Source organism: Rhodopseudomonas palustris (genome assembly GCF_003226555.1).
Taxonomy (GTDB): domain Bacteria; phylum Pseudomonadota; class Alphaproteobacteria; order Rhizobiales; family Xanthobacteraceae; genus Rhodopseudomonas; species Rhodopseudomonas palustris_I.
Window position 1 is genome coordinate 678,936 of record NZ_QKQS01000013.1, and the last position, 16,980, is coordinate 695,915.

Below are 16,980 nucleotides of genomic sequence, written 5' to 3' on the forward strand. Positions count from 1 at the left end.
ACCGCAGCTCCGCTCAGCCGTAGGGCCGTACGCTCTCGGCGACGGAATCGGCGACGTGCTCCTTGGTGATCACGCCGATCACCTGCGAGGCCCGCGGGCGGCGATCGCTGTCGACGACGATCGCCATCGATGCCTGCCGGCGGGTCATGCGGGCGACGATCTCGAACACCACGTCGCCGCGCCGCGCGATCGTGAACTTCTGCGCCAGGTCGCCGAGCGTGACACCGGAATAAGACGGCGACGTGCTGCGGCGGAAGCCGGTGTTGATCCGGGCCGCCCCGACGATCATATCGCCGCGCGTCACCACGACATGCGCCAGCCCTTGCGGTAGATCCTCACGCCGCAGGAAGTCGTCGAGCGGCGTCGTCGCAGCGACGATGATCGGATTGCGATCCATCACCTCGTGGGCGTGGCGAACCAGGAACATGTTGGCGTGGTGCGCCTTCGGAATGGCATGGCCGCGGCCGACCAGCTTGATGGTGTAGATGTTCTCGCGGCTGAGCAGCCGGCGCACGCCGATCGCAAGCGCCACCGCGACGATCACCGGCATCACCAGATCGTAGTCGCGGGTCATCTCGAAGATCATCGTCACCGCGGTCATTGCCGCGCCGGTGGCGCCGCCGACCATCGCCGCCATGCCGACGATCCCCGCGGTCGCAACCGTCAGACCGGGTGCCGGATCGACCAGCGCCACCGCCGCACCGAATGCGCCACCGAGCGTCGCGCCCATGAACAGCGACGGCGAGAAAATCCCGCCCGAGGCGCCGGCGCCGAGGCTGACCGACGTGGCGGCGAGCTTGCAGATGAACAGCAGCGCCAGCAGCCCGGGCAGCATCAACCCGCCCGTCATGATCGCCTGGATCGTCGCATAGCCGACGCCGTCGACATAGTACTGGCCGAAATTACGCATCAGCACGTAGAGCAGGACGCCGACCATCAGCATGCCGACGATGTTGCGCAGATAGGTGTTCTTGATGGTCTCGAACAGCGTTTCAGCCGCCGACAGGCCGCGGATGAAGGCGGTCGCAGCCAGTCCCATCAGCGCGCCGAGCAGCGCAAACCACAGCAGCGACGTCAACGGCGTCGGCTGGTCCGCCAGCAGCAAATCCTGCGGCAGCGCGAAGGCCGGCGCCAGCCCGAGGAACAGCCGGCCGATGAAGGTCGCCGTACCGGTCGCCAGCGCGACCGGCAGGAAGGTGCGCGCACTGACTTCAGGCAGCATCAGCTCGATCGCGAACATCACGCCGCCGATCGGGGTGTTGAAGGTCGCGGCGATGCCGGCGCCGGCACCGGCCGCAACCAGGGTGATCCGCTGCCACGGCGCCACTGCAACGAGCTGACCGAGCGAGGAGCCGAGCGAGGCGCCGATCTGGATGATCGGCCCTTCGCGGCCGACCGCAGCACCGGTGCCGATCGAAATCGCGGAGGCGAGCGATTTGATCGCCGCCACCTGCGGCCGGATCTTGCCCTCGCGATAGAAGATCGCGTCCATCACCTCGGGCACGCCGTGACCGCGCGCTTCCGGGGCGAAGTTGTTGACCAGCCAGACCACCACCAGGCCGCCGATCACCGGCACCAGGATGATCAACGCACCCCATGGCGAGGCCGGGGTGAATTCATTGGCATCGTAATAGGCCGAGAGCGTCCCGAAAAACGCGGCATTGTGGATCACCGCGATCAAGGCGCGAAACGCGATCGCGCCGATGCCGGTGATGACGCCGACCACGACCGCCAGCAGGCACAGCCGAAACAACCCGATCCGGTGCGGCCAGAGCATCGCGGCGATCCGCCGCCGGCTCAAAGGCCGCCCGGACCGCCGACGCGCCGGCGCACGATCGGCTGCCGGCGCTCCGGCTCCCGCTCCGCCCGGCGTCACGGCCGAACCCACGCAACGTCGGACGGAACTGACTGATTCATCGTCGCTCTTTCAAATCGCCCGGTGCCGACGGCGAAATCGGCAGTGGCCTTCGATCTGTGGTGGAACGCGCGCCGCGCACCGGCGGCTCGCGCACAGCCGCAAGCGCGCGCGACCTCCGCGATCCCTTCAATCCGCAACATCTTCGGAAATTGCAGCGAGACGTCCGAACGGACCCGGAGCCGCAACGCCTCGCGCCGCAGCATCGCCGCAATCTGCGAGCCGCTCACCGAAAGTTCAAATCTCTTTCTTGTGAGGCAGGTGTGGGACTCAGGGAATTTTCCTGATCGAGGACTTGGCTCCCCCTCCGGGGCCGCTGATCGGCCGATCGGTTCACTCCTGCCTGGCCGACCAACGAGTGCCCGCAATCGATCGCGGGGCGTTGCAGATCCTGCTGACGACAACCGGACCGGCGCAATGCTGAGCGCAGCGCGCTGCGCCAACGCTCCGCGGATGCCACCGTCGATCGGGATTACGCGGTCGCGCTGATGCGCGTTCTCGTCAGTCTGATCAATCACGAGGCGGCATCTGCCGCGACTATGCGATCGACAGCCGGGCGGCTTTGTTGCAAAGCTGACGACAACGAGCGCACCGCGAATGGAGTTACGATGACGAACGACCGCCCTGCCGATCCCCGCTCCAACTGGGCGCAACTTTCGCAAGATGATCGTGACGCCGCGTACGACAACAACAGTGCCGTCAAGAACAGCCCCGAACTGATCGCCGAGCGCAACAGCTCGTCGGCGAAGGCGCGCGCGACTTTGAAGTCGGTGCTGGACCTGCCCTATGGGCCTCGCCCGAATAACAAGATCGATCTCTATCCCGCAGCCGAGCGCGACGCGCCGTGTCTGGTGTTCTGGCACGGCGGCTACTGGCAGAAGAACTCGCGCGAGCTGTTCGCCATGCTGGTCGAAGGCATCGCGGCGCACGGCTGGTCGATGGCGATCCCCGGCTACTCGTTGGCGCCCGACGTGACGCTGACTACGATCGTCGACGAAAGCCGCGCCGCACTCGACTGGCTCGCCGCTCATGGCCCCGAGCATGGCGTCGCCGGTCCAGTTGTTACGTCAGGGTGGTCCGCCGGCGGCCATCTGGTGGCGATCACGCTGGATCATCCGCTGGTGACCGCCGGACTGTCGATCTCCGGCGTGTTCGATCTTGTCCCGATCCGCGACACCGGTCTCAACAAGGCACTGCAGCTGACCGATGACGAGATCGAACAACTGTCGCCGCTGCGGCAGCCGATGATCGCCAAGCGTCTCGATCTTGCTTACGGCGCCAACGAGCTGCCGGCCCTGGTGCTGGACTCGATGAATCTGCACGAGCGTCGCGAGGCCGCCGGCGCGCCGGGGCGACTGCTGCCGCTTCCCGGTCACGATCACTTCTCGATCCTGGCCGAACTGCGCCGCCCCGACGGCGCATTGGTGAAAGCCGCGCGCGCGCTGATCGACTGAAGCTCAGCTCTCGCGCACAGGCTTCAGCGAGGCGGCGTTGATGAACACCTCGCCTCGCTCCACCCGCACCGGATAGAGCCGCAGCGGCCGGCTCGGCCAGCCGTCCGAAATTGCGCCGTCGACGAGGCTGAACGACGCATCGTGGCGCGGACAGGCGAGCCGGCCGCCGACCACGCGTCCACACGCCAGGTCGGCCTGTTCGTGCGGGCAGGCACGTTCACAGGCGGCGACGACTCCGCCATCGACCACCAGCACCAGATCGACACCGGCTACGCGCACCGCAACGATGCCGGCGGCGGTGAGCCGCGGCAGGCTGCAGACCGGAAGCCACTGGTCCTGCGGCCGTTCGGCACCTGTATCCCAGCTGTCAGCCACCGAGATAGGCCTTGCGAACGTGCGGATTCGCGATCAGCTCGGCGCCGGTGCCCGACAGCACGATGCGGCCGCCTTCGAGCAGATAAGCGTGGTCGCACATGTCGAGGGCTGCGAAGGCGTTCTGCTCGACCAGCAGCACGGTGGTGCCGGCGTCGCGGATCCGGCGGATGATCGCAAAGGTTCGCTCGACGATGTTCGGCGCCAGCCCGAGCGACGGTTCGTCGAACATCACCAGCCGCGGCCGGCTCATCAATGCACGGCCGATCGCCAGCATCTGCTGCTCGCCGCCCGAGAGCGTGCCGGCGGCCTGCTTGCGACGCTCGGCGAGGCGCGGAAACTCGCCGTAGATCCGGTCGCGGTCGGCTGCGACTTCGGAACGGTCGCTGCGCAAATACGCGCCCATGTCGAGGTTTTCCTCGACCGTCATGTGCGGGAACACACGGCGGCCTTCCGGGCAATGCGCGATGCCAGATTTCAGAATGCGCGGCGGCCGGGCGCCGGTGAGCACCTCGTTGTCGAACCGCAGCGCGCCGGCCCGCAGCGGCACCAGGCCGGAGATCGCCCGCAGCGTCGTGCTCTTGCCGGCGCCGTTGGCTCCGATCAATGCGACAAGCTGCCCGGCCTTGACCTCGAACGTGATGCCCTGCAGCGCGGTGACGCCGCCATAGCCGCACACGGCGTTGATGAGCTCAAGCATGCTTCACACCCTGGCCGAGATAGGCTTCGATCACCGCAGGATCGTTGCGGATCACCTCCGGCGTCCCCTCGGCGATGATCCGGCCGTAGTTCAGCACGACGATGCGATCCGACACGCTCATCACCATCGGCATGTCGTGCTCGACCAGCAGAATTGTGATGCCGCGATCGCGGATCTTGCGGATCAGTTGGACGAAGGTGTGGGTCTCCGACGCGTTCATGCCCGACACCGGCTCGTCGAGCAGCAGCATCGACGGCTCGGCCGCGAGCGCGAGTGCCACGCCGACCAGCCGCTGCTCGCCGTAGGACAGCGAACCCGCCTGATCCTGCGCGCGGCGGCCGAGGCCGACCCATTCGACCAACTCGGCCGCCTTGTCTTTCAACTCGGCCTCGAGCCGCCGCACCCGCGGCAGGCCGAGCACCGACGGCAGCACCCCGACCCGGCCGCGACGGTGCAGCCCGATCAGCACGTTGTCGCAGACGGTGTCGTTCGGAAACACGCTGGTGCGCTGGAAGGTGCGGATCAGGCCGAGATCGGCGATCGCCTGCGGCTTCATTCCGCGGAGCGACTGGCCGCGATAGGTGACGTCGCCGTGCGTCGGCGTCAGGAAGCCGGTGACGACGTTGAATGCCGTGGTCTTGCCGGCGCCGTTCGGGCCGATCAGGCTGACGATCTCGCCCTCGCCGACCGAGAACGTCATGTCGGAGATCGCGACCAGACCGCCGAAATGCATCGCAACTTTGTCGACGCTGAGAGCGGTCTGCACTGCCGGCTGTTTCAATGCTATTGCGGCGGTCATGATGCGCCCTCCTCGACGCCGCGCTTGGCGAAGTTCGGCGCCTCGACCTGCTTCATCCGCGGGAACCACTGCACCAGCGCCGGCACGATGCCGCGCGGCATGATGAACAGGATCACGATCAGCGCGCCGCCATAGGCGATCCACTGCGCCTCCGGTGCCATCACCGGCCGCAGCGCGACCGGCATCAGGCCGAAGATCAGCCCGCCGACCACCGGGCCCGCGAGCGTGCCCTTGCCGCCGGTGATCACCATGATCACCATCGTCACCGTGTTGATGAAGGCGAAGATTTCAGGATCGATGATCTTGATGTAGTGCGCGTAGAGGCTGCCGGCCGCACCGCAGATGCCGGCCGAAACAACCGCGGCCAGCGTCAGCGTCTTGGTGACGTCGATGCCGATCGAGACCGCCAGCGTCTCGTTCTCCATCAGTCCCCGCATCGCGCGGCCGACATGGGAGCGCACCAGGCGCGCGATCAGCAGGTAGCAGACCACCGCGACGCCGAGCACCAGATAGTAATTGTGCAGCTTGGTGCGGAAGACGAACTCGCCGAGGCCGGGAAAGCCGACCTGCATCGGCGGAATACTGGTCAGCGCCAGCGGCCCCTGGGTCAGCTCGACCCAGTTCAGCGCCACGAGCCGCACCACTTCGGCGAACGAGATGGTGACGATGACGAAATACGCCCCGCGCACCCGGAACGACAGCCGCCCGACCAGATAGCCGCACAGCCCCGACACCAGCACCGCGATCGCAAAGCCCGCCAGCGGCGGCCACGGCTCGTGCACGACCTGCAGCCCGAACGGCAGGCTGACACTGAAGCCGAGCGACGTCAGCGCGCTGACATAGGCGCCGATGCCGAAGAAGGCGATATGACCGAGGCTGAGCTGGCCGGTGAAGCCGAGCAGCAGATTGAGGCTCATCGCACCGATCACGAAGATCCCGGTGGTGATCAGCGCGTTGAGCAGATACGGATCGCTCAGCCACAGCGGAACGGCGGCGAGCGCGACGATGACGACGATCGACAGCAGCGGTCTCATCCGACGCGCTCCGCACGAGGAAACAGCCCGGTCGGGCGGAAGATCAGCACCGCGATGATGATCAGGAAGCCCATCGCGTCGCGATAGCCGGACGAGATGTAGCCGGCGCCCAGCTCCTCGGCGAGCGCCAGGATAAAGCCGCCGATCACCGCGCCGGTGATGTTGCCTAGCCCGCCGAGAATGACGATGGCGAACGCCTTGACGGCCGCGAGATCGCCCATCGCCGGGTAGACCACATAGACTGGGCCGAGCAGCGCGCCGGCAGCGGCGGCGAGGCTCGATCCCAGCGCGAAGGTCGAGGTGTAGATCAGGTTGACGTTGACGCCCATCAGCGCGGCCGTGTCCTGGTCCTGAAACGTCGCCCGCATCGCGCTGCCGAGCCGGGTGCGGTTGATCAGCACGTAAGTCAGCACGATCAGCGCGCCGGCAGCGATCAGCACGAACAGCCGCAGCCACGACACCGAGACCGGGCCGATCTCGAGCGGCGCATCCGGAAACGGCGTCGGCACCGATTTGGCGACGCCGCCCCACACCCACAGCGTCGCCGACTGCATCGCGATCCAGGCGCCTATCATCACCAGCATGGTGGTGTCGATGTCCGAGCCGCGCAGCGGACGAAGCAACGTCAATTCAACGAGCGCTCCCAGCGCCCAGCCGCTCGCGATCGCCAGCGGCAGCGCGACGAAGAAGTTCAGTTCGAACTTCTGCACCACAATGAACATCACATAGGCGCCGAAGGTGTAGAGAATGCCGTGGGTGAAGTTCACGACGTTCATGATGCCGAAGATCAGCGTGAGGCCGATGCCGAGCAGCGCATAGGTGCCGCCGAGCACGAGCGTGTTGATGAGATGCTGAAAGAGTTCGCCCAAGGTCGATCCTCACGTTCCAGGGAAGGACGAGGCGCGGGTCGCGCCTCGTCGGTCGTCGTGTCGTGCGATCAGAGGTCCTTCATCACGACTTTGCCGTCGGCGATCTCGATCAGGTAGACGTTGGGCTGGCTCTGGCCGCTCTCCTTGCCGGCGGGGCCGGACTTCTGGAACACGATGTCGCCGTTGAGGCCCTTCAGCTTGATGTCCCACATCGCCGCCTTGATCGCGGCCGGTTCGGCCTTGCCGGCCTTCTCGATCGCGGCCACCGCGGTGCGGATGCCGTCATAGCCGCGGAAGCTCTCGGTGCAGCCAGCGAAGTCGAAACCGCGCTTCTTCCATTCGGAGATGAAGTAGGTGGTCGCTTCGGGGTTCGGCGTCTTGTCCGGAAACCAAGGCAGGAAGGTCGTCAAGTGCAAGGTGCCGTTGGCGGCGGCGCCGGCCTGAGCGATGATCTGGTCGGGGTTCTGCGAGCCGCCGGTGGTGATGATGCGCTTCTTCAGGCCGAGTGCGGCGGCCTGCTTGAACAGCAGCGTGAGCTGATCGACCGCAGCCGTGACGATGATGGTTTCAGAGTCCGAGCCCTTCAGCTTGGAAAGCTGCGCGCTCATGTCCTGCGCGCCCTGGTCCATGGTCTCGACCAGGCCGACCGCGATGCCCTTCGCCTTCATCATCTTGCCGAAATCCTCGGCGGCACCGCGCCCCCAGTCGTTGTTGATGACCAGGAAGTCGACTTTCTTCAGCCCGAGCTTGTCGACGATCTTGCCGAACGCCGCAGCTTCGATCGCCGACGGCGGCGAGATGCGGAAGATGTAGGGGTTGCCGGTGGTGGTGATCTTGCCGGACGACGAGGTCTCGACCACCATCGGCACTTCGTATTCCATCAGCTTCGGCATCACCGCCAGCGTCAAGCTCGAGCCCCAGGCGCCCATCATCACCGGCGTCTTGTCGCGGGTGATCAGCTTCTCGGCGACGGCCGCCGCTTCGGTCGGGTTGCTCTTGTTGTCTTCGATCACCAGCTCGATCTGCTTGCCGAGCACGCCGCCCTTGGCGTTGATCTCGTCGGCGGCGATCTTGGCGCCGTTGACGACGTAAGTGCCCGACGCGGCGAAGGCGCCGGTCAGCGGTTCGTTGACGCCGATCTTGATCGTCTCGGCAGAGGCCGTGCCCATCAAGCACGCCGTCGCCAGCGCGATGAGAGAAGCAGTCCGCAGGGTTCGCATCATCCTCGTTTCTCCGTGATCGTTTGTTGATTTTCCGGACGCCGCCCCCGGCGCCCGTCGCAAGTCGGCTTGCCCGCCGCTACCGGCGGGACGTCCCTCCCAGCCAGCGCCGCAGCCGCGCTGTTATCAGGCCCAGCAACAGCGCCAGCCCGTTGAGATGTTGATCAGCGCCGGTCGGCACGACCGCCTCGCCGGACAGCTTGTGTTCGAGGTTGCCGGCGAACTGATCGACCAGCCGGCGCGCAAGGTCGCGCACCAGACCGCTACGTCCGACCTGCGCCAGCAGACCGGTCAGCGTGTAACCAATGGTCAGGTCGACACGCGTCGCAGCACCGCCCGCAAGGGGGGACAGCCGATAGCGAATCTCGCCCTGGGTCGACGACCGGCTGCGGCGGTCGTTGCCGGTGCCGATGATCCGACCCGACATCACGTCGTCCGCGCGTTCGATGCGCGCGATCCCGGCGAACTGCGCGGCGATCGGCCCGACCTGCACGCGGATCTCGCCTTCGATCAGGTTGGGATCCGCGGCGTTGGTCAGAACCACGCCGGGCAAACAGGCGGCGACTGCCGCCACGTCGTTGAACAGCGCGGCGACCAGCGCTGGCGAATGCTGCGCCTCGAACGCCTGCTCGATCGTCACCGAGGGCGTGAAGTCCGAGATCGTTACGGTCTGACGAGCCCCGACAGCGCTCGCAGCCGCTGGCGTCGCCGCGACGCGCACATCGGCTTGCGTCGCGCCGTGCCCCGAGCCGACCGGCCCCAACATCGTGCGCCCACCGCCTGCTTCGGGCCCGATGCCGCGGGCGCGGCGATCCGCAATCACCGACATCACGGCGCGGACGATGCCGACATAGCCGGTGCAGCGGCAGAGATTGCCGCTCATGCCGATGCGGACCTGCTTCTCGTCGGCATCGGGCAGACGCAGCACGAGGTCACGCGCCGACACCAGCATGCCGGGGGTGCAATAGCCGCATTGCAGCGCGTGCTCACGCGTAAACGCGGCGCGCAGCTCGGCGGCGATTTCGTCGTCGTCGAGGCCTTCGATCGTGGTGACGGCAGCACCCTCGCAAGCGGCCGCAAAGGTGATGCACGACCGCGCCGGGACGCCGTCGATCAACACCGTGCAGGCGCCGCACACGCCGTGCTCACAGCCGAGATGCGTACCGGTGAGATCGAGATGATCGCGCACCACGTCGGCGAGACTGGTGCGCGGCTCGGGCCGGCAATCGACGGCGCGGCGGTTGACGGTCAGGGCCAGCGTGCTCATGCGGCCTCCTGCAGGGCGCGCTTCAGCACCGTGAGATGGATGTGGCGATGCACCGCGTCAGTGACACCGGCATTGCTCAGTAACCGGTCGGCGACGTGGGCATCGAACCGCGCCTTGTAGTCGGCGCCGATGCGGCCGCCGAACAGCTCCGCGGGCTGCGCGATCAGGATCGGCGCCGCGTCGAGCGCGCCGATCACAATGCGCGCACCGCCGGCGTCGGGATCGATCAGCACCGCGCATTGGCCGTGCGCGAACTCGCCGGTCTTGCGGCAAGCCTTGACGTAGCCCCACTGCGCCGTCGCCGACCGCTTCGGAACATGGATCGCGGCGACCAGCTCACCGGGCTGCAAACAGCTCTGCAGCGCGCCGACGATGAACTCGGACAGCGCTATCTGCCGCGCCCCGGATTCGCTTCGCAGCGCCAGTCGCGCACCGAGCGCGGTCAGTACCGAAACCCAGTCGGCGGATGGATCGGCGTGGCTCAGCGAGCCGCCGAGCGTGCCGCGATTGCGCACCGCGCGATAGGCGATGTTGGCGGCGACGCCGCGCATCGCGCCACCGGTGACGTCCGGAACGCGGCCGTCTTCGATATCGGCGTGGGTGATGCAGGCGCCGAGCACCAGCTCGTCGCCGCTGACATCCGCCTGCTTCAGCTCGTCGATCGCGGTGATGTCGACGATCTGCTCGGGCTGCGCCAGCCGCAGATTCAACATCGGCCCTAGCGACTGGCCGCCGGCCATCACTTTGGCAGCCGCGTTGCTGCCGAGCAGCGCAAGCGCAGAGGACAGATCGCGCGGGCGCGCATAGTCGAACGGCGCGGGCTTCATGCGGCTGCCCTCCCCGCGCGCTGCGCCGCGACCACCGCCTCGACGACGCGATGCGGGGTGATCGGCGAACGCATCAACTCAGTGCCGAGCGGCCGCAGCGCGTCGTTGACGGCGTTGGCGATCGCGGCCGGCGGCGCGATCGCGCCACCCTCGCCGATGCCCTTGACGCCGAACCGCGTATAGGGCGACGGCGTCTCCATGTGATCCAGCCTCGGCGCCGGCACTTCAGTCGGTCCCGGCAGCAGATAGTCGGCGAACGTCGTCGCCAGCGGTTGGCCGCTCGCGTCGAACGGCATCTCCTCGTAGAGCGCGGTGCCGATGCCTTGGGCCAGGCCACCATAGATCTGGCCGTCCACCACCATCGGGTTGAGCAGGACGCCGCCATCCTCGACGATGACGTAGTCGAGGATCTCCACCGCGCCGAGGTCGGGATCGACCGCCACGACGGCGGCATGTGCCGCATAGCTGAAGGTGCCGCTGTCGCGCTGCGGCTTGTAGCCAGACGTCACCTCGAGCCCTCCTGGATCGACATCCTTCGGCAGATCCTGCGGGCGGCGATACCAGGTGTGGGCGATCTCGCGCAGCGTGACGCTGCCGGTGCTGCCGCGCACCTCACCACCGATGAACTCGACATCGGCGACCTCCTGCTGCAGCAGTTTGGCGCCGATGCGCTTGATCCGGTCGGCCAGATCGCCGCAGGCGGTCGCCACCGCGCCGCCCGCCATCACCGCGCAGCGCGAGCCCCAGGTGCCGGTCGAATATGGCGTCATCGCCGTATCGCCGAGAATGATGCGGACCATGGCGACGTCGATACCGAGCACCTCGTGCGCGACCTGCGCTAGCGTGGTTTCCATGCTCTGGCCGTGCGAATGCACGCCGACGCGTAGTTCGAGGCCACCGTCGGGCGTCAGCCGCGCCGTCGCTTGCTCGTGACCCGGCACCATCGGAATGCCCCAGCCGGAATACACCGAGGTGCCGTGCGCGGCCTGCTCGCAATAGATCGAGACGCCGAGGCCGATGCGACGCCCGTCCAGCTCGCCGCGACGCTGGCGCGCGCGCAAACCCTCGACATCGATCGCCTGCAGCGCACGCCGCACAGCTTCCGGATAGTCGCCGCTGTCGAAATGCTTGTTGGTGATGTTGTCAAACGGCATCTGGTCGGGCTGCACCAGATTGCGCAACCGGACCTCGGCAGGTTCGAGCCCAACCTCCGCCGCGACCAGATCCAGCATCAGTTCGAGCGCGAAGCAGACGCCGGTACGCGCGACGCCGCGATACGGCAGGATCGGGCATTTGTTGGTTGCCACCGAAAAGGTGCGGCAGCGATAGGCCGGCATCACATACGGCCCGGGCAGGATGCTGGCGACCTGCGCGGCCTCGAGGCAGGCGGAGAACGGATAGGACGAGTACGCGCCGGAATCGACGGTGGCCTCGCAGTCGATGCCGCGCAGTTTGCCGTCACGATCGGCATAGACCGTGATCTTGTAGTGATGCTCGCGGCAGTTGGCGCTGGCGGTGAGATGTTCGCGGCGATCCTCGATCCAGCGCACCGGACGGCCGAGCCGCATCGTCAGCCACGACAGGCAGACTTCCTCGGGCAGCAGGATGCCCTTGTGGCCGAAGCCGCCGCCGACGTCCGGCGAAATCACCCGGATGCGGCCCTGATCCATGCCGAGGCATTCGGCGAGGCCGTTGCGGTTGATATGCGGCATCTGCGTCGAGGTGGTGACGACGAGCTGCTCGACCCGGTGGTCATAGGTCGCCACCGCGCCACGGCCTTCGAGCGGCGCCATGCATTGCCGCGCCGTGGTGATCTCGCGCGACACCTTGATCGGCGCATCCAGCGCCGCTGAGATGTCGACTTCGAAATTGGTTTCGAGGAAGACGTTGTCGCCCCAATGCTCGTGCACCAGCGGCGCATCCGGCGCCCGCGCCTGCAGCATGTCGTGCACCGCCGGCAGCTCTTCGAGATCGACTACCACCGCGGCGGCGATGTCCTCGGCCTCCGCGCGCGTCGGCGCCACGCACATCGCGATCAGCTCGCCGACCTGTCGCACCTTGCCGCTCGCCAGCACCGGCTGCTCGGAGATCTTGAACCCCGGCAGACCGGATACGGCACGGATCGGATTGACGCCGACAAGATCCTCGGCGGTGAACACGCGCCCCCGATACACTTCGGGCACATCGATGCCGCGGATGCGCGCATGCGCCAGCGGACTGCGCACGAAGGCGACGTCCTGCATCCCGGCAAGGCGGATGTCTGCCACATACTGGCCGCGACCGCGCATCAGGCGGTCGTCCTCCTTGCGCGGCAACGACGCGCCAACGCCCTGCCCGCTGCTCTGATGCTGATCGACGCGTCCGTGCAACTTATCTTCTCCGAGGCAAGACGAAGTAATCAAAACACCAAACTCGCCCCGTCATTGCGAGGAGCGAAGCGACGAAGCAATCCAGCTCCGTGCACTGGGCTTTTGGATTGCTTCGCTTCGCTCGCAATGACGGGGATAGGCATCGTTCTTGTCCGTCCCGTTACTAAGTGGCTCAAGCCGCCACCGCTTCCGGCAAAATCGAGGCGTCGGCGTCGTAGCGAACGCCGGAGCGCAGGCAGAACGACGGCTGCAGCAGACTGTCGGCGATCACTTCGGTGTTCTCGTTGTCGCGCAGCACGAAGCGGCCGGCGCGCTGCGTCAGCACCGACACGTCCGCATCCATGCCGACCTTGAGAGCGCCGATCTCGTCCGAACGCGCGATCATCTTGGCCGGATTGGCGGTGACCATCGGCACCACCTGTTCGAGCGACAGGCCAAGCGCCATCATCGAACTCATCGCCTGCACCAGGCTGAACTTGGCCTGGCCGGCAAACGGATGGTTCTCCTCGTCCTCGTGCTGATCGGGCGTGCCGGCCGGCGCGGGCACATGCGTGTTGTAGCCGTGGATGTCGGCCCCGAGCGTGGTCGGCACGATGCCGGCCGCGATCGCCTTCTTGGCGAGCCGATAGGAGAAGTGGCTGCCGTGGCCGACATCCACCTTCAGGCCGCGATCGAGCGCGGCCTGGATCACCGGATGCACCACGCCTTCGCGATTGATGAAGCCGCCGGGATGACGCGTGAACGGATGCGCCAGCACGTCGCCTTCTTTCAGCAGCGGAATGACGCGCGTCAAAATCGTATCGGCGTCCTCGCCGTTGGCGCCGCTCTCGGGCAGGCCCCAGAGCTGGCCGAAATGCACGTAAACCGGCAGCTCGGCGCGGCGACCGATCTCCGCCGCCATCTCGATGACGCGAATGCCCCAGCGGGCGAAGCCGCCAATCTCGGCATGAGCCTTGATGCCGCGCACGATGTCCGGGTTGGCGCGCGCCGCCTTCACGGTGGCGTCGATATCGACGCCCTCGGGGCTGTACAGCTGCGGATAGTAATGGCCTTCGAGGCCGCCGACGAGATACGCCGACAGGAACGCATAGACCCGCGATTTCGCCGGCTCGGCGATGAAGTGGCGAAAGCCCGGCAGCGTCATGCAGGACGGCCCGCCCTGATCGATCAGCGCGGTGACGCCCGAGCGCACGCCGACCATATCCGGGTTCATGCCGAAGCGGCCGGAGACGTATTGATAGATGTGCGCGTGGGTATCGATCAGACCCGGAAGCACCAGCTGGCCCGCGACGTCCACCACCTCCTTGGCGCTCGACGGCAGAACGTCTTTCTGCACCGCCGCGATCTTGCCGCCGCGCACCGCCACATCCATCACGCCATCGATGCCGGACGCCGGGCAGATCACTCGCCCGCCACGCAACAGAAGATCAAAGCTGGCACTCACCGACATCGAACCGCTCTCCACGAACCTGGCCAAATTACGAAGCATGCTTCGCATTTGCATCTAGCAAGGCTTATGCCAAAGTCTAAGAGACGAAGGACGTAGAGAATCGCGTTACTGAATTTCGCTGCGCGCGCCGGCCGTTCAGCTTGCAGAGATGGAGAGAAACGCTTGCGGCAGAAGCATTTCCGCGCGATCGAGGCGACGCACGAACCTTGGCCCTTGGCCGAGCGTCCCGGATTTCTGATCCGGCGGCTGCACCAAATCCATGTGGCGCTGTTTCAGCAGGCATGTGCTGAATTTGAAGTCACACCGCTGCAATACAGCCTGCTGTCCGCGCTCGCGGCCCGGAAAACCGCCGACCAAACAACACTCGCGGCCGATATCGCGCTCGATCGCACAACGACCACAGGCGCCCTCAAGCGCCTCGAAGCACGCCATCTGATCGAACGGCCGGTCAACGCCGACGACCGCCGCGCCCGCTTGTGCCGCCTCACCAAGGCCGGCGCCCAGCTGCTCGCCAAAATCGAAGGCGCCGCCCGCTCCGCCCACGAGGCAACGTTGCAAGGCCTGTCGACGCGCGAGCGGACCCAATTCGTCACGATGATGCAGCGCATCGTCGCCCAGAACGCCAATCACGACACCAGCGATCCCTCGGTCGATTGAGGCACAGCCGGTTTCTTGCGCGCTGTGCCTAGGCACTGAGCAGGCACCCGGGCGGCTGAGTTCAAAACGGATCCCCCTGTCGTTGCGGATGTATCCGCGGCCGCTCCCCCAATAATCAAGTCTGCGCGGAACGGAATCTCCGCCGGAAGTTGCAGAGGGCCGGCACAGACCGGGGCGGCATTCGCCGCCAAGTCGGCCTCTCGGTCTCTTCAGAGATCAATCGGAGCGTCAAACGTCGCATCCCATTGAGTGGCGTAACTAGGCGATCGCAGAGCCGTTCGCCGGCGCGCCCCCTGGTGCCGCAACGAGCGACGGTCATCGAAGACCTCCGGGCCGGATCTGGTTGCGGGTATCAACGCCATCGTGGATCTACCGATGACCGACGTCATCGTCTCCCACCGCCTGCTTGCGGAGCTTCTCCCGCCGCCGATTTGACGCGAGAGATGATCACCTTTGCCGCCCAGCTGTTGATGGAGATGTCGGTCCGCAGCCTGACCAGCGCCCGCCATAGCAAGACAACGCCAGAACGGCCGTTGCAACGCAACTGTTACCGCGACGAGGAAATCCGGGGTCGGGACAGCCGAGCTATGGCCCTCCGAGGTTGCGCAACGGCCGCCACTTCTTCGGAATTCTGAAGCGCCGCGCGCCACATCACTCCACCAGATATGACACTATACGAAATTATTTTGACAAACGGATACACGCTCACGCCACCTATGGTGATCGCTAATCAATTTACGATTGAATTACCACCTCTCACTAGAATGATACTGGGCTGAACTGGGGAGCTTGATTCGAGAGGCATTCAAGCGGGGGGCTGGAATGATCGTTCTGCTGATAATCATCGGCTTGCTGACCGTTCTTCTGTGGGCTTGCTGGTCCTCTGCCAGATCATATTACCAGAACGGACGGATCAAAGGCATGGATGAAGCAGTCCAGCAGATCGTGCGGGGGATCGGTCGCCACTATGAAATGGCAGCAAGGTCAACGCCTAGCGGCGTGTCGAATGCGATCGCTGAAATCAAGGCGCTGCTCAATCAACGCCACCCTCTGAAGACACAAGACGTAGAGCGACACCATCTTCAAATTTCGCTTTTGGCGGACGCGATCGGCGAAGCCTGCTGCTCCAAGGGGCAGGCGGAAGGCGTCGAGATGATGGCACCAGCCGAAGGCTACCTCCGTGTCGACCTCTCGGTGATCGAACTTCTACAACTCAGCCGGCTTGCACATCTCGGCTTTCTTCACATGATGCCGAACTATCGCGGGCTGGAGGTCCAGCGCTTCAGCGATGAGCTCGATGCACAAGAGGGCGCCAGGTCGATCTACACACTCGAGCGCGTGATTCCGCTGAAAGAACGACCGTTCGTCGATCCAGCCGCCCATTATATATGGCGCGAGCAGCTGATCTCTGATTGGTGGCAGCCCCCAACGCCCAAGCGCGCCGAATATGTCAAAGACCTCCGCTCGTTAGTAACACCACCCCTCACAACCACATCCCCCTAAAGAAATAATGGTTGCGACATTGCACGACCCGTGCAGGTCGTAGGCAGCTCTCCCGATCATGTGGGACACCTTCCTGACCGTCCGCGCAGTCAGCATGTTCGGCGATCGATCCTGGCCGGCAAATCAAAGCGCTCACCAGCGACCGGCGTCGATCGTCACGGTATCAAATCGTCTGATTATACGCGCCGACTTCGGGGTGCTGGCGCAGCACGACGTTCACGGCCTCGAACATGTCGTGCATCCGCTGCTCCGATACCGGGCTTTCGACCACGACGACCAGCTCGGGCTTGTTCGACGAGGCCCGGACCAGGCCCCAGCTGCCGTCTTCGCACGTCACGCGAACGCCGTTGACGGTGACGAGATCGCGGATCGGCTGGCCGGCGACCAAGTCGCCGTTTGCCTGCGCGGTTTCGAAGTGCTTCACCACCTGATCGATCACCCGATACTTCACCTCGTCGGCGCAATGCGGCGACATCGTTGGCGACGACCAGGTCTTCGGCAGCGCGTCTTTCAGTTGCGACATCGACTTGCCCGGCGCGCGGTC

At 65.8% G+C, this 16,980-nt stretch carries 15 protein-coding genes and 1 pseudogene; 3 read left to right on the top strand and 13 right to left on the bottom strand.

What is annotated here, in order from left to right:
- Positions 1-13 precede the first annotated feature (13 nt).
- Both DNX69_RS11050 and DNX69_RS11055 read right to left on the bottom strand, forming a co-directional pair.
- Positions 14-1,777 (bottom strand): chloride channel protein, encoded by a 1,764-nt coding sequence (locus DNX69_RS11050; protein WP_165825232.1) that lies wholly within the window; start codon positions 1,775-1,777, stop codon positions 14-16.
- A 95-nt stretch (positions 1,778-1,872) separates the two neighbouring features.
- A complete protein-coding gene (locus DNX69_RS11055) occupies positions 1,873-2,145 on the bottom strand; it encodes a hypothetical protein (protein ID WP_110786000.1) in 273 nt (90 codons plus the stop codon).
- Between the two features lie 378 nt (positions 2,146-2,523).
- Between DNX69_RS11055 and DNX69_RS11060 the strand changes: the two genes are divergently transcribed.
- Positions 2,524-3,369, top strand: coding sequence for an alpha/beta hydrolase (locus DNX69_RS11060; protein ID WP_110786001.1), 846 nt, complete (start codon positions 2,524-2,526; stop codon positions 3,367-3,369).
- 3 nt (positions 3,370-3,372) lie between these two features.
- On the opposite strand, the gene DNX69_RS11065 is transcribed toward DNX69_RS11060, so the two are convergent.
- The 10 genes from DNX69_RS11065 to DNX69_RS11110 all read right to left on the bottom strand — a co-directional run bounded on the left by DNX69_RS11065 (position 3,373) and on the right by DNX69_RS11110 (position 14,276).
- Positions 3,373-3,744, bottom strand: coding sequence for a Rieske (2Fe-2S) protein (locus DNX69_RS11065; protein ID WP_110786002.1), 372 nt, complete (start codon positions 3,742-3,744; stop codon positions 3,373-3,375).
- A complete protein-coding gene (locus DNX69_RS11070) occupies positions 3,737-4,441 on the bottom strand; it encodes an ABC transporter ATP-binding protein (protein WP_110786003.1) in 705 nt (234 codons plus the stop codon). Before DNX69_RS11070 ends, DNX69_RS11065 begins: the two co-directional genes overlap by 8 nt.
- Positions 4,434-5,240: an ABC transporter ATP-binding protein gene (locus tag DNX69_RS11075; protein ID WP_110786004.1), complete on the bottom strand. Its 807-nt coding sequence runs from the start codon at positions 5,238-5,240 to the stop codon at positions 4,434-4,436. Before DNX69_RS11075 ends, DNX69_RS11070 begins: the two co-directional genes overlap by 8 nt.
- Entirely contained in the window at positions 5,237-6,274 is a 1,038-nt protein-coding gene (locus DNX69_RS11080) for a branched-chain amino acid ABC transporter permease (protein WP_110786005.1), read from the bottom strand. The genes DNX69_RS11075 and DNX69_RS11080 overlap by 4 nt, the downstream gene beginning before the upstream one ends.
- The gene (locus DNX69_RS11085; protein WP_110786006.1) at positions 6,271-7,143 is read right to left on the bottom strand and encodes a branched-chain amino acid ABC transporter permease; all 873 of its coding nucleotides are present in this window, start codon (positions 7,141-7,143) and stop codon (positions 6,271-6,273) included. The genes DNX69_RS11080 and DNX69_RS11085 overlap by 4 nt, the downstream gene beginning before the upstream one ends.
- A gap of 68 nt (positions 7,144-7,211) precedes the next feature.
- A complete protein-coding gene (locus DNX69_RS11090) occupies positions 7,212-8,366 on the bottom strand; it encodes an ABC transporter substrate-binding protein (protein WP_110786007.1) in 1,155 nt (384 codons plus the stop codon).
- 76 nt (positions 8,367-8,442) lie between these two features.
- Positions 8,443-9,630, bottom strand: a complete 1,188-nt coding sequence (locus tag DNX69_RS11095) for a xanthine dehydrogenase family Fe-S subunit (RefSeq protein WP_110786008.1) — start codon at positions 9,628-9,630, stop codon at positions 8,443-8,445.
- Positions 9,627-10,457, bottom strand: coding sequence for an FAD binding domain-containing protein (locus DNX69_RS11100; protein WP_110786009.1), 831 nt, complete (start codon positions 10,455-10,457; stop codon positions 9,627-9,629). The genes DNX69_RS11095 and DNX69_RS11100 overlap by 4 nt, the downstream gene beginning before the upstream one ends.
- Positions 10,454-12,745 carry a xanthine dehydrogenase family protein molybdopterin-binding subunit gene (locus tag DNX69_RS11105; RefSeq protein WP_110786080.1) on the bottom strand — a complete coding sequence of 764 codons (2,292 nt, stop codon included), beginning with the start codon at positions 12,743-12,745 and terminating at the stop codon, positions 10,454-10,456. Before DNX69_RS11105 ends, DNX69_RS11100 begins: the two co-directional genes overlap by 4 nt.
- Positions 12,746-12,998: 253 nt before the next feature.
- Positions 12,999-14,276 (bottom strand): amidohydrolase/deacetylase family metallohydrolase, encoded by a 1,278-nt coding sequence (locus DNX69_RS11110; RefSeq protein WP_110786010.1) that lies wholly within the window; start codon positions 14,274-14,276, stop codon positions 12,999-13,001.
- A 162-nt stretch (positions 14,277-14,438) separates the two neighbouring features.
- Here DNX69_RS11110 and DNX69_RS11115 point away from each other — a divergent pair, with 162 nt between their 5' ends.
- Both DNX69_RS11115 and DNX69_RS11125 read left to right on the top strand, forming a co-directional pair.
- The gene (locus DNX69_RS11115) at positions 14,439-14,933 is read left to right on the top strand and encodes a MarR family winged helix-turn-helix transcriptional regulator (RefSeq protein WP_234826918.1); all 495 of its coding nucleotides are present in this window, start codon (positions 14,439-14,441) and stop codon (positions 14,931-14,933) included.
- Between the two features lie 822 nt (positions 14,934-15,755).
- Positions 15,756-16,436, top strand: coding sequence for a hypothetical protein (locus DNX69_RS11125; RefSeq protein ID WP_110786012.1), 681 nt, complete (start codon positions 15,756-15,758; stop codon positions 16,434-16,436).
- Between the two features lie 163 nt (positions 16,437-16,599).
- On the opposite strand, the pseudogene DNX69_RS11130 reads toward DNX69_RS11125, so the two are convergent.
- Positions 16,600-16,980 (bottom strand): annotated as a pseudogene (locus tag DNX69_RS11130) (phosphomannomutase/phosphoglucomutase); the annotation flags it as partial.